This window comes from Phocaeicola plebeius (assembly GCF_003437535.1).
In the GTDB taxonomy this organism is placed as follows: Bacteria; Bacteroidota; Bacteroidia; order Bacteroidales; family Bacteroidaceae; genus Phocaeicola; species Phocaeicola plebeius_A.
Window position 1 is genome coordinate 55,546 of the sequence record NZ_QSQT01000021.1, and the last position, 21,939, is coordinate 77,484.

13 protein-coding genes are annotated in these 21,939 nt (G+C 44.6%); 9 read left to right on the forward strand and 4 right to left on the reverse strand.

All coding sequences use genetic code 11. The features are described from left to right. Position 1: 1 nt before the first annotated feature. From DXD04_RS11585 to DXD04_RS11600, 4 genes are all read right to left on the reverse strand, one after another. A complete protein-coding gene (locus DXD04_RS11585) occupies positions 2 to 3,214 on the reverse strand; it encodes a SusC/RagA family TonB-linked outer membrane protein (RefSeq protein ID WP_117673395.1) in 3,213 nt (1,070 codons plus the stop codon). 43 nt (positions 3,215 to 3,257) lie between these two features. After that, positions 3,258 to 3,776: a sigma-70 family RNA polymerase sigma factor gene (locus tag DXD04_RS11590; protein WP_117673397.1), complete on the reverse strand. Its 519-nt coding sequence runs from the start codon at positions 3,774 to 3,776 to the stop codon at positions 3,258 to 3,260. A 222-nt stretch (positions 3,777 to 3,998) separates the two neighbouring features. Beyond that, positions 3,999 to 6,902, reverse strand: coding sequence for a two-component regulator propeller domain-containing protein (locus DXD04_RS11595; protein ID WP_117673399.1), 2,904 nt, complete (start codon positions 6,900 to 6,902; stop codon positions 3,999 to 4,001). 270 nt (positions 6,903 to 7,172) lie between these two features. Further along, entirely contained in the window at positions 7,173 to 9,908 is a 2,736-nt protein-coding gene (locus tag DXD04_RS11600) for a heparinase II/III family protein (RefSeq protein ID WP_117673419.1), read from the reverse strand. 293 nt (positions 9,909 to 10,201) lie between these two features. Between DXD04_RS11600 and DXD04_RS11605 the strand changes: the two genes are divergently transcribed. The 9 genes from DXD04_RS11605 (at position 10,202) to DXD04_RS11645 (ending at position 21,832) form a co-directional block, all read left to right on the forward strand. Next, a complete protein-coding gene (locus DXD04_RS11605; protein WP_117673401.1) occupies positions 10,202 to 11,947 on the forward strand; it encodes a sodium:solute symporter in 1,746 nt (581 codons plus the stop codon). 179 nt (positions 11,948 to 12,126) lie between these two features. Next, positions 12,127 to 13,284 carry an aldose epimerase family protein gene (locus DXD04_RS11610; RefSeq protein ID WP_117673403.1) on the forward strand — a complete coding sequence of 386 codons (1,158 nt, stop codon included), beginning with the start codon at positions 12,127 to 12,129 and terminating at the stop codon, positions 13,282 to 13,284. Between the two features lie 48 nt (positions 13,285 to 13,332). Beyond that, the gene (locus DXD04_RS11615; protein ID WP_117673405.1) at positions 13,333 to 14,010 is read left to right on the forward strand and encodes an NUDIX hydrolase; all 678 of its coding nucleotides are present in this window, start codon (positions 13,333 to 13,335) and stop codon (positions 14,008 to 14,010) included. A 4-nt stretch (positions 14,011 to 14,014) separates the two neighbouring features. Continuing rightward, positions 14,015 to 14,704, forward strand: coding sequence for an L-ribulose-5-phosphate 4-epimerase (locus tag DXD04_RS11620; protein ID WP_117673407.1), 690 nt, complete (start codon positions 14,015 to 14,017; stop codon positions 14,702 to 14,704). A 42-nt stretch (positions 14,705 to 14,746) separates the two neighbouring features. Next, on the forward strand, positions 14,747 to 16,273 hold the full coding sequence (araA, locus tag DXD04_RS11625) for an L-arabinose isomerase (protein ID WP_117673409.1): 1,527 nt from the start codon (positions 14,747 to 14,749) through the stop codon (positions 16,271 to 16,273). A gap of 108 nt (positions 16,274 to 16,381) precedes the next feature. Next, the gene (locus tag DXD04_RS11630; protein WP_117673411.1) at positions 16,382 to 17,977 is read left to right on the forward strand and encodes a xylulokinase; all 1,596 of its coding nucleotides are present in this window, start codon (positions 16,382 to 16,384) and stop codon (positions 17,975 to 17,977) included. A 134-nt stretch (positions 17,978 to 18,111) separates the two neighbouring features. Next, positions 18,112 to 20,127 (forward strand): transketolase family protein, encoded by a 2,016-nt coding sequence (locus DXD04_RS11635; RefSeq protein WP_117673421.1) that lies wholly within the window; start codon positions 18,112 to 18,114, stop codon positions 20,125 to 20,127. Then, positions 20,127 to 20,561, forward strand: a complete 435-nt coding sequence (gene rpiB, locus DXD04_RS11640) for a ribose 5-phosphate isomerase B (RefSeq protein WP_007561878.1) — start codon at positions 20,127 to 20,129, stop codon at positions 20,559 to 20,561. Before DXD04_RS11635 ends, rpiB begins: the two co-directional genes overlap by 1 nt. 227 nt (positions 20,562 to 20,788) lie before the next feature. Beyond that, complete coding sequence (locus tag DXD04_RS11645) at positions 20,789 to 21,832, forward strand: DUF4468 domain-containing protein (RefSeq protein ID WP_117673413.1); 1,044 nt, start codon at positions 20,789 to 20,791, stop codon at positions 21,830 to 21,832. Positions 21,833 to 21,939 lie beyond the last annotated feature (107 nt).

Genomic DNA, 21,939 nt, shown 5'->3' on the forward strand with positions numbered 1-21,939 from the left:
TTTAGAAAGTAGCATTGATACCAAAAGTAATTGTACGATTAAATGGATAGCGCTGTTTATTTTCCACTTTGCGTGTAGCCTCAGGGTCCCAGCCATCGTTTATATATGATTTTTCCCACAAATCTGCTCCCGCAACATATACACGTAGATTGCTCAAGAAACCTGTTTTACTTATCAAATTCTTAGGGAAGGTATATCCTAATACAATATCCTTCAAACGAAGATAAGCACCATTTTCTACAGACCATGTAGAAGCCATGTAATTGTAGTTGTTAATATCATTATTGTTTGAGTAGCTCGGATAATAGTTATTGGGAGTTTCAGGGCTCCAAACATTGCCCACACTTTGATTAGATGTATTCAACCAAATAGCTTTAAAAGGTACTTTCCATGCATCAATTTCGCGATAGATGGTACGATCTCCAACTCCTTGAAATACTGCATTAAAATCAAATCCCCTCCATTCGAAACCGAAGTTAAAAGAGAAAGACAGTTTGGGATCATCAGTACCTAAAAAGACTAAGTCATCCTGAGTAAGTTTACCATCTTTATTGACATCTTCATACATATGATCTCCTAAACGAAGGTTAGCAGGCATATTTACGGAGTTGTTTCCTGTATATTTCTGTGTATACTTCATCAGCTGCTCATCTGTCTGAATTTTCCCCATATAACGATAACCAAATATAGAGTTTAACGGATAGCCATTCAATGCTGCATTGTATCCAGCCTCTACCACCACTTCTCCTCCATCAATCAATTCATTCGTCATATAAGTTAATGTTCCACCTAAATGGTAATTTACCTCACCTATCTTATCACGCCAGGTCAAACTTCCATCATATCCTTTGGCCATAAACTTTCCGGTATTGGTACTTGGTGCTGTACCACCTAACACACCTGGATATAAACGGGAAATCAACATGTTGTTATTTTTTTTCATAAATAATTCAAAGGTTCCGGTAAGTCGATTTCCTATGAAACCAAAGTCTAAACCTAAATTGTAATTATAAATACGTTCCCAAGTACGTACTTTACTTACCAACCCCGCTGATTCCACGTAAGTTCCTTTTGATGTTCCCAGTAAAGCACCACTATTTGACTTATAATTATACAACTGGATACCATCATAGCGTCCGATACCACTTTGATTACCTACCTCTCCGTATGAAGCGCGTAATTTCAATTCGCTCACGTAGTCATGAATACCTTCCATAAAGCTTTCCTCACTGATTCGCCATCCAGCAGATGCTCCCCAGAAGAAATTCCAACGGTTTTCTGGCAAGAATTTAGAGGAACCGTCATAACGGGCATTCAACTCTGCCATATACTTCGACTTATAATTATAGTTGAAACGCCAAAAATAAGACAATATAGCCTCTTCCCACTTATCAACTTTATCAATATAAACCTGTCCTTTACCATTTAATGATTCAATGGCAGACTCTACATCCATGACTTTAGTAGCGCTGTAATCATATGCTGCATAATCATACTGTACACCTCCCATCACAGCCAAATCATGAACCTCGTTCAACAACTTCTTATAAGTAAGGAAAGCAGAAGCCGTACAATTATCTGTGCGGGATGCGCTCTTCATGTAAGAAGATTTTTCCTGTGCAGGATAAGGAGAGTTTTCATTTCTGATTAACGTACCATCATACTGATACCAGTCAATAGACAAATATTGCTCATCACGCATTGCCGTATTTGTGCTATATCCTACAGTTCCTTGAAAATCAAGCCCCTCCAATATGTTTATTTTTAAGACCTCATTTACGCTCATACTAGTAACCGTCAGTCTATTATCGCCACCAAGTTCTACCTGCCAGTTAGGAGTATGAATTCCACCCCATGCATAAGGCTTACCATCTATAGTTGATACTGGCAAACCTGGTTGAGGAATCGAAACACCAAGAACCGCACCAATCTGTGTGGGAGCTACCTGATGCTGACGGCTAGCGGCCATATTAGAATCCAAGCTAACACGATTAGAAATTTTAAAACTATTAGATAAACGCACATTATAACGTTCATTTGAATTATTACCCCATTGCAAAGTACCTTGATCATTCAGATAACCCAATGAAAGACGGTAACTAGATTTATCAGTTCCTCCTGAAAGACTCAAATTGTGTTGTGTAGAATTTGCATTTCCCCATAACACATCTGTCCAGTTCATATCGTGAAACACAAAATCGGCTACACCAATAAAAGCATTAGGAATTGGATTAGGAACCGAACCATCTCCCCCATTCAAGTTTATCCAGCTTCCCTTTAAAGACTTTGCCAACTTAGCATAACGTATCCATTGATCATCCTCTCCATAACCATCATTAGTACGTGCCTGAATTACCCCATCAGCCCATTCATCAAGGCTCATCAAACGAGGTTGCAATCCCACGATTTTACGAGTAAACGAACCGCTATATTCTATTTTTGCTTTACCTGCATCCGGACGTTTCGTTGTTACCAGAATTACACCTCCAGCTGCCTTAGCTCCATAAATGGCTGCAGAAGCATCCTTTAAGAAGTTAATGGATTCAATATCATCTGCACTTAACTGGGACATTTCACTTACACTGCTTGCAGGCACACCATCAATAATCAGCAACGGGTCTACAGAATTCTTAGATACTGCACCACGTATAGATATTCCCCATCCTTCCTCACCAGGAGCAGCAGAAGAACGAGTAATACGTAGTCCTGGTACCTGTCCCTGCATAGCTGAAAGAGGGTTACTCACCGTTCCTTTGTTTTGGAACATTTTCTCATCCACAACTGTTACAGATCCTGTCAAAGTCTGTTTCTTTTGAGCTCCATAGCCTACAACCACTACTTCATCCAAAACCTCTGTATCTTCCTTAAGAATGACTTTCGACAAATTAGGATTAGAAGCTGGCAATTCTACCGTTTTATAGCCAATATAAGAAATCACCACTACTGCATTCTTAGAAGACACATTCAACGAATAATTTCCGTCAATGTCTGTGATCACTCCATTTGTAGTTCCTTTTTCAAGAACACTTGCACCAATAACGGGGATACCCTCCGCATCCAGCACTTGTCCTTTCACACTTACCGATTGCAGAACCGATTGTACAGAAGTCACCTCCGCATGCATCGGAGCCACATTGCCGGCTACTAAAGCCGAAACCATCATGGCTGAAAAAAGGACTCTCTGCGATGAATTTTTCAGAAAACCATTCTTCATAAGATTAAACTTTAAATTAACGTTTTTACTTCTTATCATTATTTTATATACATTGTTTCATATAGTTGCGTACTTCCTTGCGGCTGATGAACAGATGGTTCTCTACCGTACGAACAGAAAGATTCAATTCGGCCGCAATATCTGCCGATGTTTTCCCCTCAAAACGATTCATAATATAGATTTTACGACGCTGACAAGGCAGACAATTCACTCTCATCAGTTCTTGCTTCTGCAAGTCACGTACAATGACACAGGCATCTGCATCTCCAGCACGCTGTGACTGATAATTTTCCTCCAGATAAGCGGCCACTTCCTGTTTTTTATAAAAATGGCGGAGATAGTCAGACACCAGATTACGTACAATCGTAAACAAGAAATATTTTACGGTATCGGGACGAAGCATAGCACGGTATTCCAAAAGGCGAAGATATGCGTCCTGAACCAAATCTTCCGCATCTTCTTTTTTCCCTATTTTCTTATAGATATAAAAGAAGACCGACTGATGGTAGTCCGCAAAAATCTGTGCTACTAGCTCATTGGATGTGTTCGTCAGGTCTTTCATAAATTAGCTTGTTTTGGTTTTTTGACACTGCAAATGTATCTACAATCCCAAAAAACTAAAAACAAATGTAACATGGAATAAATCTCACCTTATCATGCAAGACTAGTTTCTACACAAACAATTGATTAACAACGAAATAAAACATCCCGCACGAGAGTCTCAAATTATTATTTGACACTTACGTACAGGATGTTTTTCCCTATTTTGACACTAAAAAGTCCGTTAATCTACCGGACGATGCTCACCTGAGACTTGTTTGATGTATTCGTTCGGAGTTATTCCTGCCAGTTTCTTAAATGTGCGGAAGAACGAGGCACGCGAACTGAAACCACAAAGTTCTGCCATGGCCGTCAGAGTATATTTTGCATACTCATCTTTCAGGATAAGCGACTTGAATTCTTCTACACGATATTCGTTGATGTAATCATAATAATTCTTCTCCAAATACTGGTTAAAGAGATATGAAAGTGAGTGAGAAGTTGTGCCTATTGCTACGGCAAGGTCTGCCACTTTAAGGTTCGGATTGCGATAGGGTTTGTTGCGCTTCATTTCCTGCTCCAGCAAACGGAAAAGTCGCTTACACTCTTCCGGACTGACTTTATTCGTCCGGTATTTATCCTCAGTGGAAGATGTTGACTTTTTCTCAGGTTTCGGCATTGCTGGCCTCTCCAACACTTCTTCCTGCGCAATTTCGACTTCCTGAGAGGTTTCTTCAGGTTCTTTTTCCGTCTTTTCTGCCTCTATGACTACCGGCATTTCGGTATCATTAATACCGTTCAGTTTGCGCAATACAGACCATACCACGCGCAACAGACAACGACGGAATATATATACACCAGCCACCACCAAAACTATTATAATAAATAGGTACAACCCATGCAACCAGGAACGATTCGGAATGCAAATATCCAGCGTCATGGCAGAATCAGGATAACCAATCTGACGGATAATGAAGGAAGTGACCCCAGAAGGCAAATCATATAAAGAAACTTCCGATTTTCCCATCAAGGAAATCCATTCTCCCTCCTCTCCTAACTTATACTCATACATCAGGCTGTTCGGGTCGCTGTACGTAAGTGCAGAGAACTGAATGATTACACTCTTCTGCGAATTCTCCAGCGTGAGCGCATAATGACCTTCTTCTCCAGAAAGCTGATGCTGCATGCTCTTACCATTGACCAGCACATCCGACAACGAAATAATATAACGGCTGGGGAGCATATCCATGTCTTTCCCGTTCAGGCGCACCAGTCCTCTGGAGTTACCAAACCAGAAGTTTCCTTCTTCATCTTTTATCGGAATGCAGTTGATGAATATCAGACTGGGAATACCATCGGCAAAATTGAAAGGTACGACCTTGGTTTTCTTGTCGAAACGGTACATACCCTTATTGGTCGCCACCCATAACCAGCCTTCCGAGTCTTCCACCACGGCCATCAACGACTTTCCATCCAACAGCGTTCCTGGAGTGAGCCGGCTAAAATGACTCATGGTAAGGTCGGATACAAACAATTCTCCTTTATCTGGCAAGAAATAGAGCTGATGGTCAGAAGTTTCATAAATCATACGGATTTTTTCTTTATGCACAAATCCTTCCGGGAACACATCGTTCTTCAAGCTTTCGGACGACGGGTCCCAGATGCAGATACCGCTTTCCGTACAAATCCATCCTTTATGGGATGAATCAAAATAAATCTCATAAACGTTGCCTTCGGGCAGCTTGGAACTGTCGCTCTTGAAGTGACGCACAATTTTCCCGTTCCGGTAACAATACAATCCAGCAGAAGTACCTATCCACAGATTTCCCCGATCGTCAGGACGAAGTACAAAAATATGTCCATGCCGGAAGGGTTCGGAAGCAATCTCAAAATCCCGCAGTTCCAGTGTGACCCCATCGAGCACATACATACCTCCCCCATAGGTTCCGATATAATATTTCCCGTCGAAATAACAGCTTGACACAATGATGGAAGCCCGCAGACGGGGCGCCTTGAATATCTGGAACCTGCCATCGGCCTCATCGATAAACACAAAGCCATCGCGCGAACCTATCAGTTTCTGACTTCCATGAAAGGCAATGGTACGGACAGCCATGTCTCTGGAATCAAACAAATTCTCATATTGATAGGTGGAAAACAAGTCGCTCTGGAACAAGGTGTAGTCTACACCCAACTGGTAAAAGCCAATCCATAACAAGCCGTCACGGTCGACCAATACAGAGTACACAGAATTGGAACGAATCTGGCTATCCGCCTCACGGTCATGCCGAAAGGTACGGATAACACGCTGGCGACTCACTGAAATAAAATGTACACCGTTTCCGTCCGTTCCTACATAGAGCAGGTCTTTCCCATCGCCTGACAAGGCAGAGATGACTCCGCAACCTACATCCAGATAGCGTGAAAAGTGCTTGCTGGCTGTATCAAAAAGCACCAGCCCGCTAGTCATTGTACCCATAAAAATCTTTGAACCGATACGTGTGATGTTATAGAAAGAAAGGTTCTGCCCGTTCTTCGCCAATTTGTCTGAGAAAGAAGTGATGGACTGGTCGGACAAACGAAGAGATTTCAAGCCTCCCATCGTAGAGAGCCACAATATACCGTTTTCTCCTTCCACCATTCCCGTTACAAAATTCGCACGCGAAAAGATATTCTTGTCTACCAGCACATGTTCAAAAACTCCTCCCTTGTATACATACAATCCTTTTTCCGTTCCTACATAGAGCACATCCCCCAACTTACAGAATGCATGTACCCCGCTTGTAATCATTTCAGGAGCCAGCCGTTCGAGCTTCTCGGCATCATCGGCCAGACGGAAAAGTCCCATGCCCGTGCCAACCCACAGTTCATTGCCCGGCATCTCAACCAGTGCAAACACCCGCTTCAGGTTCTCATTGCTGCCCTCTACCATGTAATGCTCCAGGCGTATACCATCAAAACGCTCTACTGAGGTATTCGTTCCCATCCAGACATAACCTTTTGAATCTTTGTATATCGTATTAATGACCAAATCAGGAAGTCCGTCGGATACGGACAAACTACGGATTTCGGAGGAAACAGCTCCCGCTTGCAAACAGCACAGACTGGTTAACAAAAGGAGATAAATATATATCAAACATTTCTTCATTTACAAAACTGCCATAGGTTTCATGAGCAAAAATACATAGAATCTGCCTATATTTCATAAAAATATCCGACAAAAAACCGCACTGTCTTCCCAGACATCAATACAAAACCTCATACCCTGATAAGTACTGTCAAAGAAGTACTACAATACTTCCTCGACAGTACCACAGTACTTCCTTTGCAGTACTGAAGTACTGCAAAGGAAGTACTGGAAGAGCGTATACAATTATAAATCAATATATTACTACAAAAGTAAACTTAAAATTTCATTTTACTTCAAAAGACGTAACTCTTTTGAAACTGAAAGCGTATATTTTTTCTTTCCTACAACTACCCTACAAGGAGCCGTAGCCGTATACATCCATTTTCCATCCTGCTTCAGCAGCAAGACATCAGCAGGTGCATCTGTCCGGATGCTCACTCCATCTGCTTCCAGCTGTGTACCGTTGCCCAGGAAGGCCTGAATAGTCTCTCCCTTTTCCGACTGACGACACAGCGCATAGCCTGCACGGGCCTGCAACTCTTCCAACTTGCAGTGGTGTGCATTCTCATCCGACGACAGAATCCAGTCGACATTTCCATTGGTCAGTGCCACGCGTATGCCGACATGGCTGCCCTGCTGTTCACTCTTTACCTGCGGATAATCGACCGACGCAATGCAGGAAGGTTCTTTTACGGTAGAAGGTTCATACACGGCCACAAACGGACGGTTCCAAGCTTCTCCTTTCTGGCGTGCCACGAAAGTGAGCGTAGGCTGGTCCTTGATGGAATACGGCATGTTCTTGATACGGCTCAGTCCTTCCGTCATGGGGCTCAGGGCTGAAAAGATTTCGCGTCCCTCCTCCCCTTTCATCCAGAGGTTCATCGTAATATCGTCCTTGTCGGGCATCTGGATGGTAAATCCGGCTTTCACGTCTTTGCTTGTCACCGCCCGCTTCTTATTATATATATAGGAATAAGCATACAGATGGGCTCCGGCAAAGGCCAGTTCCTGCGTAGGCTGAAGTCCGAGTTCACTGCCATCGGCCGCTGTCAGCGTCATCTGCTGTCCTAAGTTATGATAGAAATAGTCGTGCATCTTGTCGCCGCCTTCTACTTTCCGGCTACGGAATATATCGATATAATAGCCTGCAGAATCGCCCACATTGACAATTCCGTTAAGGCGGGTCTGGTCGGCAAAAGTTTCCGGTTCGCGGAAGTAGACTTCACTATAAGAAATCGGCTGATAAGGAAGCCGTTCGCCTGCCGCAGGATACAAGGCACGCAGTTTGAAGGAGTGGTTGCTCTTCATGACGGGATAAGAAGAAATTCCGTCTACGCAGACCGTATTATGCGAAGGGAATTGGCTGTAGTACTCCAGGTAATCCAGGCCCTGATACAAAGTTTTTCCAATACCGGCATCCGGACCGAGCACGTAGCCCTTGCCATACAGTTCCATGCTGATGCCGTTGGCGTGCATGTGATTGCCTTCACTTCCGTTCAGTGACACCATCAGACTGTGACGGGAATTCATCCCGTTACGCTGTACCAGCCAGCTCACATTCGGAGCATAGAAGGTAGGAGTTACATAGTCGTCAATCTGGCCAGCCTTCACTTTTTCATCCAACACGAGCGGTTTCCCGGCAAAGAAAGAAGTAATGGCTACCGGTGCCTTGCCTCTTTCTGCCACCGGAAGAGAAGAAGACGGGTCGAATAGTTTCAGCATGGCCGTAAACTTATGTTCCTCTTCGGACTTTCCATGGGTACGGGCATTCTGAATCATATAACGGAAAATATCCGTCCGCAGTGTGGAAGGATGCGTATCGCCAAATCCGCAGACCATACGGTTCGGGAAGAGATATTGCGGCATGGCTTCTACGGCTTTCGAAAGTACCGGAATCTCCCGAGTCAGGTCCATACCCAGATTCTCATCGAACAGGCTGACAAAGCTGGCATAATCACCTACCACCACACTGCTGTAACCGGGGCACTCTGCCCAGACACCCGTGGCTGCATCGAATCCGTAATCGGCCAGTTTTTTCAATGACCACTGACGAATGGATGACTGGTTCACCAAATAATCGATATAGTACTGGCGCCCTTTGCCGTCGGCATACTTCGCATCATCTTCCAGAATCAGGGCAATATTCATAATAAAATGCGCCTGCAGCAGGTTCCAGTTGTTGTGAGGCACTCCGTTGGCGATGATATTATCGGCACATTTCTTGAACGCATCGGCATAGATGGTCATCTTTTCAGGCTTTTCTTTCTGCAGATACGCATAAAGGAAATCATAAAGCGGCACCAAGGAATTTATGACATCTTCATGAATCACCTCAAAGGAAGTCATTCCTACGAGCGTCTGCTGGTGACCATAATTCAAGTCGACAGGCACATTGCGGTAGTACAGACCTGTCATGTACACATCAAAGACGGAAGCAGCTGCCGTGGCATACTTCTGCTCGCCGGTCAGCCACCAGAGGAATGCCGCATCGCGGGCTATGCCTACGATTTCATTGTTGATGCTTTCAATTATTCTTCCGGTTTTGCTGATGCTCACCCATTCGTAAGGATTACCTTCCAGGATACTGTTGGCCAGATACATTCCTCTGGCATCTTCCTGATAAGGCTCCAAGTCCTCCAGTCGAGGACGTTTGTAATTGGTGGCATGGCTGCGTGCTCCGGTAAATACCACTGTTGGAGCCGGTGCCTTCTCACCTCCGGCATGGTCGTAGTACTCACCTTTTATATATACATCGGTGGCATGTGTGTTCCAGTACATCAGCAAACGGGAGGACAGCCAATCCGTTCCGCGGTCCACATATTTATCTGTCCGCTGCCGAAGCCGCTCATACACGTCTTTTGCCCAAGGAGCCTTTTTAATCAACTCCTGAGTTTCTTTCTTCCCCTCCTGTGTGGTCAGATAGCGGGGATGTCCTTGCGGAAGTTTCAAGTCCAACCGCCCGGTTTGTGCTTGTACCGCCCCTATAACCACAGACAGGCACAGCCACAGAATCACCCTTTTCATATCTTCTAGTTTTTTATTTTCACAATAACTAATACGAATGAACACATAAAAATACTCAAAAGTTGACAGAAGTTTTTTACTTTCATCGTTTGCAGAAATGTTAAAAACGAAGGAGAACGAAAAAAAAGGACGAAACATGCTCTAAAACATGGGCTTTTATTAGTGTATTTTTACACTTATCCGTAATATTGCACTTGAATTAGTGTTACTAATACACTTTGAAAAACGAACAGCATAAAACACGTTTTTGATAACCGCAAAATCAATACACAAATAATTAAAATAATACTATTATGAATTGGAATTCAACTGAATTTATTTGGCTCGACTGGCTGGTCCTCACCGTCGGAGTCATTGCTATTGTGTGGGCTGTTTACCGTGCAATAAAGAAAGATCAGGAAAAGATGAAAGGTGCCGACAGTCAGGACTACCTTTTCGGAAAAGGGGAACCTTGGTACATTATCGGTGCTGCTATCTTCGCAGCAAACATCGGTTCTGAACACCTTGTAGGATTGGCAGGTACAGGTGCAAAAGACGGTGTGGGAATGGCACACTGGGAAATGCAAGGATGGATGATTCTTATTTTAGGATGGTTGTTCGTTCCTTTCTATCAGTTATTAAACAACAAAATGGGCAAGATTATCACTATGCCTGACTTCCTGAAATTCCGCTACACACAACGTACTGGTTCATGGTTATCTATCATTACACTGATTGCCTACGTATTGACAAAGGTATCTGTAACTGCATTCACTGGCGGTATCTTCTTTGAATACCTGCTCGGACTTCCATTCTGGTGGGGAGCAATCGGCCTTATCTTCATCACGGCTATCTTCACTGTCTTCGGAGGTATGAAAGGTGTAATGACACTTTCTGCCATCCAGACTCCTATTCTTATCATTGGTTCATTCTTAGTTTTGTTCTTAGGCTTGAATATGCTGGGCGATGGCAGCATCTCAGAAGGATGGTCACAAATGATGGCCGTTTGTAACGCCGCACACGACGGTTTCGGAACAACTCACATGTTCCACACTGACCCTGCAGACCCTATGTATCCGCAATTCCCGGGTTATGTGGTATTCCTCGGAGCATCTATCATCGGTTTCTGGTACTGGTGTACTGACCAGCACATCGTACAGCGTGTGCTCGGACAGACTAAAGGAGAAGACAACCGCAAAGTTATGGCACGCGCACGCCGCGGTACAATCGCAGCCGGTTACTTCAAACTGTTGCCTGTTTTCATGTTCCTGATTCCGGGTATGGTGGCATTCGCACTCTCACAGAAAACCGGCAGCAACATCGTAATGGACATCACCAACACACATGACACAGATGGTGCTTTTGCCATGATGGTTAAGAACATCCTGCCTGCAGGTGTGAAAGGTATCGTAACCATCGGTTTCATCTGCGCCCTGGTGGCTTCTTTGGCTGCATTCTTTAACAGCTGTGCGACATTGTTTACAGAAGACTTCTACAAACCTATGAAGAAAGGCATGAGCGAAAGCCACTACGTAATGGTAGGCCGTATAGCTACAGTAGTTGTCGTACTGTTGGGATTGGCTTGGATGCCTATCATGATGAACATGGGTAACCTGTATTCTTATCTTCAAGATATTCAGTCTCTGATTGCTCCTGCCATGGTAGCCGTATTTACCCTGGGTATCTTCTCTAAGCGCATCACACCGAAAGCTGGAGAATGGGGACTTATCGGAGGCTTCCTTATTGGTATGCTGCGTCTGTTGACCAACGTGCTTACCGACTCTGGTAAAGCGGTAATGGACGGATCGTTCTGGGAATGCACTTCTTGGTTCTGGCAGACTAACTGGCTTATCTTTGAAGTATGGTTGCTGGTATTCATCGTTATCATGATGTACGTAGTATCCATGTTTACTGCCAAACCGACATCTGAACAAATTGCAGCCATCACTTTCACCGGTGATTACAAGAAAGCAATTCGCGAAAGCTGGAATATGTGGGATGTAATTGCCACATTGGGCGTTGTAGTTCTCTGCGCTTTATTCTACGCATACTTCTGGTAATCCATAGAAACCAACTCATAAAAAGAGGACATGCAAATCAAAAGCCGCATGTCCTCTTCCTTTTTTATAGAAACTACTGAAAAACACACATTCTATGTTGAAAAACATCTGAAAAAAAGAACAAGCAATCGTTTTAAGTGTTACTTTTACACCATAGATAACAACATCAATAATTTCACATGAAAAGCATGAATAAATCTTTCTTAGGGGCAAGTATCATTCTTGCAGTATTGAGCGGTTGTGCTTCCAAGCAAGCCCAGCAACCGGAGCTGACTTTATCAGGCTTGAACCCTGCTAATTTTGAGGTTTCAGCTGAGAATGCCAAACCTATCAAACTTTATACTTTAAAAAATAGCCAGGGTATGGAAGTTTGTGTAACCAATTTCGGCGGACGAATCGTATCGGTCATGGTTCCCGATAAAAACGGAAAGATGACGGATGTAGTTTTAGGTTTTGACAGCATTGCAGATTATCAGAATATTCCAAGTGACTTCGGAGCTTCTATCGGCCGTTATGCCAACCGAATCAATAAAGGAAAAATCACTATCGACAGACAGGAAATCCAGCTTCCGACCAATAACTTCGGACACTGTCTGCACGGCGGTCCTACCGGATGGCAGTATCAGGTATACGAAGCCAATCAGGCTAATGACAGCACCATCGTACTGACGATGAAATCTCCTGATGGAGACAATAACTTCCCGGGAAATGTGACTGCCAATGTGACTTATTCATTGACTGCTGACAATGCCATCGATATTAAATACGATGCCACTACTGACAAGACAACAGTCATTAACATGACCAACCATTCTTATTTCAACCTGAATGGCGACCCGTCTAAACCAGCTACAGATCACCTGCTCTACGTAGCTTCCGACAGTATTACTCCGGTAGACAGCACCTTCATGACAACAGGTGAAATGATGGCAGTAAAAGATACTCCGTTTGACTTCAACACAGCGAAAGCCATCAGCGAAGGAGTGACAGATTTCTCTAACGAACAAGTAAGATTCGGTAACGGATTTGACCATAACTGGGTACTGAAAACCAAAGGTGACATCAATCAGGTGGCAGCTAAACTGACCAGCCCGACAACCGGTATCAGTCTGGAAGTGTATACAGACGAACCGGGTATTCAGGTGTATACCGGAAACTTCCTGGATGGTACAGTGAAGGGTAAGAAAGGTATTGTTTACCCGCAGCGTGCATCTGTATGTCTGGAAACACAGCACTATCCTGACAGCCCTAACAAACCACAATGGCCTTCTGTTATCCTGACTCCGGGACAGACTTACCACAGTCACTGTATCTTCAAGTTTACAGTAGAAAAATAACAGAGACCTAAGAAACCAAGTTGTAAAGAACCAAAAGTCACGAACTTCATGACCACATATTATAATCATAATCCCAAATTTTATGTCGGAATCGACTGTATTATCTTCGGATTCGACAAAGGCGAACTGAATCTATTGCTACTCAAAAGAAATTTCGAGCCTGCAATGGGACAATGGTCGCTGATGGGAGGCTTCATCCAGGAAAACGAAAGTGCCGATGATGCTGCCAAACGCGTATTGAGCGAACTGACCGGACTGGAAAATGTATACATGGACCAGATTGGTGCGTTCGGAGCTGTAGACCGAGATCCGGGCGAACGAGTTATCTCACTGGCTTATTATGCCTTAATCAACATCAATGAATATGACCGTGAGCTGGTACAGCAGCACAACGCATACTGGGTAAACATTAATAACCTACCCGACCTGATTTTTGACCACAATGAAATGGTTGAGAAGGCTCGTGCCATTATGAAGCAAAAAGCTTCAAGAGCCCCTATCGGCTTCAACCTCTTGCCGGAGTTGTTCACGCTGACACAGCTCCAGAGTCTCTACGAAGCAATTTACGGTGAACCGATGGACAAGCGAAATTTCCGCAAGCGTATTGCAGAAATGGGATTTATAGAGAAAACAGATAAAATTGATAAAACAGGATCACGAAGAGGAGCCTCTCTTTACAAATTCAACGACAAGGCTTATCAGAAAGATCCGAAATTCAAACTTTAAGAATATGTTAGAAGCACTGAAAGAAAAAGTGTTCCATGCCAACCTGGATTTGGTGAAACACGGACTGGTTATTTTCACGTGGGGAAACGTATCGGCCATCGACCGTGAAAGCGGACTGGTGGTTATCAAACCCAGTGGAGTGTCTTACGATGAAATGAAAGCCGAAGACATGGTAGTAGTCGACCTGGAAGGAAACATAGTAGAAGGAAACTTGCGTCCTTCAAGCGACACACCGACTCACCTCGTACTGTACAAGGCCTTCCCTGAAATCGGCGGTGTGGTACATACACATTCTACATACGCCACTGCATGGGCACAGGCTGGCTGCGATATTCCGAACATCGGAACTACTCACGCCGACTATTTCCACGAAGCTATCCCCTGCACTGCCGACATGACGGAAGAAGAAGTGAAGGGCGCCTACGAAATGGAAACAGGAAACGTAATCGTGAAACGCTTTGAAGGTATGAATCCGGTACATACTCCGGGTGTACTCGTAAAGAACCACGGTCCTTTCTCATGGGGTAAGGATGCACACGATGCCGTTCACAATGCCGTAGTCATGGAGCAGGTTGCCAAAATGGCCAGCATTGCTTACGCTGTCAATCCGAATCTGACCATGAACCCGCTGCTGGTAGAAAAACACTTCAGCCGCAAGCACGGTCCGAACGCTTATTACGGACAGAAAAAATAACATAAAAACAAATATCCAACCAATTAAAAACATAAAATCACTATGAACGCATTTGATCAATATGAAGTATGGTTCGTAACCGGAGCTCAGCTCCTTTACGGAGGCGATGCAGTTATCGCAGTAGACGCACACAGTAACGAAATGGTAGCAGGTTTGAATGCCAGCGGCAAATTGCCTGTGAAAGTAGTATATAAAGGAACTGCCAACTCTTCTAAAGAAGTAGAAGCAGTGTTCAAAGCAGCTAACAACGAAGAAAAATGTATCGGTGTCATCACTTGGATGCACACTTTCTCTCCTGCTAAAATGTGGATTCACGGCTTGCAGCAGTTGAAGAAACCGTTGCTCCACCTGCACACTCAGTTCAACAAGGAAATTCCTTGGGACACCATGGATATGGACTTCATGAACTTGAACCAGTCTGCTCACGGCGACCGTGAATTTGGTCACATCTGCGCTCGTATGCGTGTACGTCGCAAAGTAGTAGTTGGTTACTGGAAAGATGAAAACACATTGTCTAAGATTGCTGTATGGATGCGCGTATGTGCTGCATGGGCAGACTCTCAGGATATGCTGATTCTGCGTTTCGGCGACCAGATGAACAACGTAGCTGTTACAGACGGTGATAAAGTAGAAGCTGAACAGCGCATGGGTTACCACGTAGACTACTGTCCGGTAAGCGAACTGATGAGCTATCACAAAGAAGTAAAAGACGAAGAGGTAGAAGCTCTTGTAAAAACTTACTTCAATGAATATGACCACGATGCTGAACTGGAAGACAAAGCTTCTGAAGCATACCAGAAAATATGGAATGCCGCTAAAGCTGAACTGGCTCTGCGTGCTATCCTGAAAGCTAAAGGCGCCAAAGGTTTCACAACTAACTTCGACGACCTGGGTCAGACTGACGGAAGCTACTTCGACCAGATTCCGGGATTGGCTTCACAGCGCCTGATGGCAGAAGGATATGGTTTCGGTGCAGAAGGTGACTGGAAATCAGCTGCTTTGTATCGTACTGTATGGGTAATGAACCAGGGATTGCCTAACGGATGTTCTTTCCTAGAAGACTACACACTGAACTTCGACGGTGAAAACAGCTCTATCCTTCAGGCTCACATGCTGGAAGTTTGTCCGATGATTGCTGCCAAGAAACCTCGTCTGGAAGTACACTTCCTCGGTATCGGTGTACGCAAGAGCCAGACTGCACGTCTTGTCTTCACTTCTAAGGTAGGTACAGGATGTACTGCTACTGTAGTAGACATGGGCAACCGTTTCCGTCTGATTGTAAACGACGTAGAATGTATCGAACCGAAACCGCTGCCGAAATTGCCGGTTGCTTCTGCACTTTGGAAACCGATGCCTAACTTCGAAATCGGTGCAGGTGCATGGATTTTGGCTGGTGGTACTCACCACTCTTGCTTCTCATACGACCTGACTGCAGAATACTGGGAAGACTATGCTGAAATCGCTGGAATCGAAATGGTACATATCAACAAGGATACTACCATCGACAGCTTCAAGAAAGAACTTCGCATGAACGAAGTATACTACATGCTGAACAAAGCTCTTTGCTAATACTTAACCAAGTATATCTTAAAAGTGCTGGACAGAAGATTTCTTTCTGGCAGCACTTTTATTTTTTAATATTGCCTTATTTTTCACTTTAACTAATCGATTTTTAATATGAAAGATGCAAAGTCAACCATTGAGGCAGGTAAAGCCATTTTGGGTATTGAGTTCGGTTCTACCCGAATCAAAGCTGTCCTGATTGACCAGGAAAATAAACCTATTGCTCAGGGAAGTCACACCTGGGAAAATCAGCTGGTAGATGGACTCTGGACCTACAGCATTGAAGCCATCTGGGCAGGAGTACAGGACTGCTATGCTGACCTTCGCTTAAACGTAAAAAACCAGTACGGCATCGAAATAGAAAACTTGGCAGCCATCGGTATCAGTGCCATGATGCACGGTTACATGGCTTTCAACGATAAAGAAGAAATCCTCGTACCGTTCCGTACATGGAGAAATACCAACACAGGCAAAGCAGCTGCCGAACTGTCTGAACTCTTTGTCTACAACATTCCGTTGAGATGGAGTATCTCTCACCTTTATCAGGCTATCCTAAACAAGGAAGAACATGTGAAGGACATCACTTTCTTCACTACACTGGCAGGTTACGTACACTGGCAGATTACCGGCGAAAAAGTTTTAGGTATCGGTGATGCTTCAGGTATGCTTCCTATCGACCCTGAAACAAAGAACTACTCTGCCGAAATGATTGAAAAGTTCGACAAGTTAGTAGCTCCTTACGGATATAGCTGGAAACTGACAGACATTCTGCCGAAAGTATTGCTGGCAGGAGAAAATGCCGGTTGCCTGACCGAAGAAGGTGCCAAGAGACTCGACGTATCAGGCCATCTGAAAGCAGGTGTACCTGTTTGTCCGCCGGAAGGTGATGCAGGAACAGGTATGGTGGCTACCAATGCCGTAAAACAGCGCACTGGTAATGTATCGGCTGGTACTTCTTCTTTCTCTATGATTGTTTTGGAAAAAGACCTGTCAAAACCTTACGAAATGATTGACATGGTGACTACTCCTGACGGAAGTCTGGTAGCCATGGTACACTGTAACAACTGTACTTCCGACCTGAACGCATGGGTAAATCTGTTCAAGGAATACCAGGAACTGATGGGTATGCCGGTAGATATGGACGAAATCTTCGGCAAACTGTATAACCACGCACTGACAGGTGATGCAGACTGCGGCGGACTGATTTCGTACAACTACTTCTCAGGCGAACCTGTAACCGGTTTGACAGAAGGACGCCCGTTGTTCGTTCGTACGGCAAGCGATAAATTCAACCTGGCCAACTTTATGCGTGCACACTTGTATGCATCGGTAGGCGTACTGAAGATTGGAAATGACATTCTCTTCAACGAAGAAAAGATTAAAGTAGACCGCATCACAGGTCACGGAGGTCTGTTCCGTACTAAGGGTGTAGGTCAGAGAGTTCTTGCTGCGGCCATCAATTCTCCGATTTCTGTCATGGAAACCGCAGGAGAAGGTGGTGCATGGGGTATTGCACTGTTAGGTTCTTATCTGGTGAACAATGACAAGAAGCAGTCACTGGCTGACTTCCTCGACGAAAAAGTGTTTGCCGGAAATGCGGGCGTAGAAGTATCTCCTACTGCAGAAGACGTTGCCGGATTCAATGCATATATTGAAAATTATAAGGCTTGTCTGCCGGTAGAAGAGGCTGCAGTAAAATACAAGAAGTAAAAAAATGTGAAATAAATAAGTTATTTCCACTTTGTAATTTACATATAAATGTCATACCTTTGCTCATAATTTCAAAAAGCGGGTGACGTATGCCACTCGCATTTTATGTAGCATACAAATCAAAATTTAGTTATATGAACAGCAAACAAGTAATGAACCACGCTGCTGATAATATTCGTATTTTGGCTGCTTCAATGGTTGAAAAAGCAAAGTCTGGACACCCCGGAGGTGCAATGGGTGGAGCCGATTTCATCAATGTCTTGTATGCAGAGTATCTGCAGTATGACCCTCAGAACCCGAAATGGGAAGGTCGTGACCGTTTCTTCCTGGATCCGGGCCACATGTCACCGATGTTGTACTCACAGTTGGCTCTTATCGGTAAATTTACATTAGACGAATTAAAACAATTACGCCAGTGGGGCTCTCCTACTCCGGGACATCCTGAAGTAGACGTAATGCGCGGCATTGAAAACACTTCTGGTCCACTGGGACAGGGACACGTATTCGCTGTAGGTGCTGCCATCGCTGCCAAATTCCTTGCAGCTCGTACAGGTAACCCTACTTTCAATAAAGAAACTATCTACGCTTATATCTCTGACGGTGGTATTCAGGAAGAAATTTCTCAGGGCGCAGGCCGTATTGCCGGACACCTGGGTCTGGACAACCTGATTATGTTCTATGACTCAAATGACATCCAGCTTTCTACAGAAACAAAGGATGTTATCTCTGAAGATACAGCCATGAAATACCGTGCATGGGGATGGAATGTCATCGAAATCAACGGTAACGACTGTGAACAAATCCGTACTGCTCTGGATGCTGCAAAAGCAGAAAGCAAACGCCCGACGCTGATTATCGGTAAATGTATCATGGGTAAGGGTGCCCGCAAGGACGATAACTCTTCATACGAACACAACTGTAAGACTCACGGTGCTCCTCTGGGTGGCGACGCTTACAAGAACACTATGATCAACTTGGGTGCTGACCCTGAAAATCCGTTCGTTATCTTCGACGACGTAAAAGAAATTTACGCAAAACGTGAAGAAGAACTGAAAGCTATCGTAGCTGCACGTTATGAAGAAGAAGCTGCATGGGCTGCAGCCAATCCGGAAAAAGCAGCTCAGCTGAAAGAATGGTTCAGCGGAGTAGCTCCGAAAGTAGACTGGGCAGGTATCCAGCAGAAAGCAAACGATGCAACTCGTAACGCATCTGCTACTGTATTGGGCGCATTGGCACAGCAGGTTCCTAACATGATCTGTGCTTCTGCCGACTTGTCTAACTCTGACAAGACAGACGGTTTCTTGAAAAAGACTCACGCATTTGTTAACGGTGACTTCAGCGGTGCCTTCTTCCAGGCCGGAGTAGCCGAACTGACTATGGCTTGCTGCTGTATCGGTATGGCACTGCACGGTGGTGTAATCGCTGCCTGCGGTACATTCTTCGTATTCTCAGACTACATGAAACCGGCTGTACGTATGGCTGCCCTCATGCAGTTGCCAGTGAAGTTTATCTGGACTCACGATGCATTCCGTGTAGGTGAAGACGGTCCTACTCACGAACCGGTAGAACAGGAAGCACAAATCCGCCTGATGGAAAAACTGAAAAACCACCACGGAAAGAACTCTATGCTGGTACTTCGTCCGGCAGATGCAGAAGAAACTACTGTCTGCTGGAAACTGGCTATGGAAAATACCGATACTCCGTCGGCTCTGATTCTGTCTCGCCAGAACATCAACATGTTGCCGGCAGGTACAGACTACTCACAGGCTGCCAAGGGAGCTTACATCGTAGCTGGTTCTGACGAAAATCCGGATGTTATCATGGTAGCTTCTGGTTCTGAAGTTTCTACATTGGTAGCCGGAGCTGAACTGCTTCACAAAGACGGTGTGAAGACTCGCATCGTATCAGTTCCATCAGAAGGTTTGTTCCGCAGCCAGAGCAAGGAATATCAGGAAAGCATTCTTCCGGCTGGCGCCAAGGTATTTGGTCTGACAGCTGGTCTGCCAGTCAACCTGTTAGGTCTGGTAGGTACCAACGGTAAGATTTGGGGATTGGAATCATTCGGTTTCTCTGCTCCTTACAAAGTGCTGGATGAAAAACTGGGCTTCACTGCTGAAAATGTATATAACCAAGTAAAAGAAATGCTCTGATGAAAACAATAGGACTTGCATCCGACCATGCCGGATTTGAATTGAAACAATACGTGAAAAAATGGCTGGAAGCCAAAGGATGGGAATACAAGGATTTCGGAACTTACACAACCGACAGTTGTGACTATCCCGACTTTGCTCACCCGCTGGCTTTGGCAGTAGAAAACGGAGAATGCTATCCGGGAATTGCCATCTGCGGAAGCGGTGAAGGAATCGGTATCACCCTGAACAAACACCAGGGTATCCGTGCCGCACTTTGCTGGATTCCGGAAATCGCTCATCTGGCCCGTCAGCACAACAATGCCAACGTACTGGTAATGCCGGGACGTTTCATTGATGAAGCAATGGCCGACAAGATCATGACGGAATTCTTCACTACCGATTTTGAAGGCGGACGCCATCAGGCACGCATCGACAAAATTCCCGTTCGATAATCCCCCGCTCCTGCTTCGGAGAGGTTCTATTTGATAGAAATACGCACAAAGCCTGTTTTCCTGAAAAGGGAAACGGGCTTTGTTGTTTTTACTGAAATGTATAATTGTTTCACAAAAAAATAATAAGAAATCCTATTCCTACACCGCAGTTAAAAAAAATACCTATCTTTACACATGCTATCTTTAAGAAATAATATTTCATACTATAAAAAACTTTGATACGAATCATGAAAAAACTATTGTTCATCTTATTGGCCTGCCTGCCGCTGTTCGGAATGGCCAAGGATAAAAAAGACAACTCTGACCCGAAATATCTGGCTGGAGCTATTACAATGGAGGATGGAAAGGTAACCTTCAATCATGAAATCAAGGCTCCTTCGCTCTCGAAAGAGCAACTCTACCAGCAAATGCTGGACTGGGCCAACCACCGCTTCAAATCTGACGGAAAACTGCAAAGCCGCGTAGTCTACACCAACGAAGAAGAGGGCGACATTGCCGCCTCTGCCGAAGAATACATCGTATTCTCTTCTTCAGCCCTGTCACTGGACCGTACCCGCATCTACTACCAATATCTTATCAATGTGACTGATGGGGTATGCCGCATGACCATGACCCGCATCCGCTACTGGTATGACGAAAACCGCGATGGTGGAGAAAAATATACTGCCGAAGAATGGATTACAGATGACATGGCACTGAACAAGAAGAAAACCAAACTGGCTCCTATCTGCGGAAAATTCCGTCGTGAAACCATCGACCTGAAGGACCAACTCTTCCAGTCGGCTACCGATGCACTGGGACAAAAGGTGCTGGCTAACGAAACTGCTCCTGCTGTAGTTCCGGCAACTCCTCTGACTCCAGCCATGACCCTGACAGGCGAGCTGAAAGAAGTGCCTGTTGCACAATTCTCGGACAACTGGAACAGCCAGCTGCAGAACGGACGCATAACCCTGACTGCCAACGATGAAGAAATAGAAATCAAGGCCGAAAACTGGGGAGGTTTTGGTAAATTGTTTAACAAGAATGTAGCTTACCTGCTGATTGCACAAGATCGCATCGCTCTTAGTGCCCTAATGGAACAGTGCAGCGAATATAAGATTTCATTCTATGCACAGGGAGACTCTAAGCCGGCAGCAGTTATTGAATGTAAGAAGTCAATGAACCAGAAGATGACAGCTGAAGACTTGAAATCGCTTAACATTAAAGCAGATAGCAACAAGTCATACACCATGTATACAGGCGAAATCACACGCACTCAGCTGCGTCAGTAACCACATAGAAAAACGTCCTTGCGCTTCAACCGAAACACAAGGACGTTTTGTTTTAAACTGTAGTGTACTAAATAAGTTGACACAATTTATTTAGTAACATGCGTAAA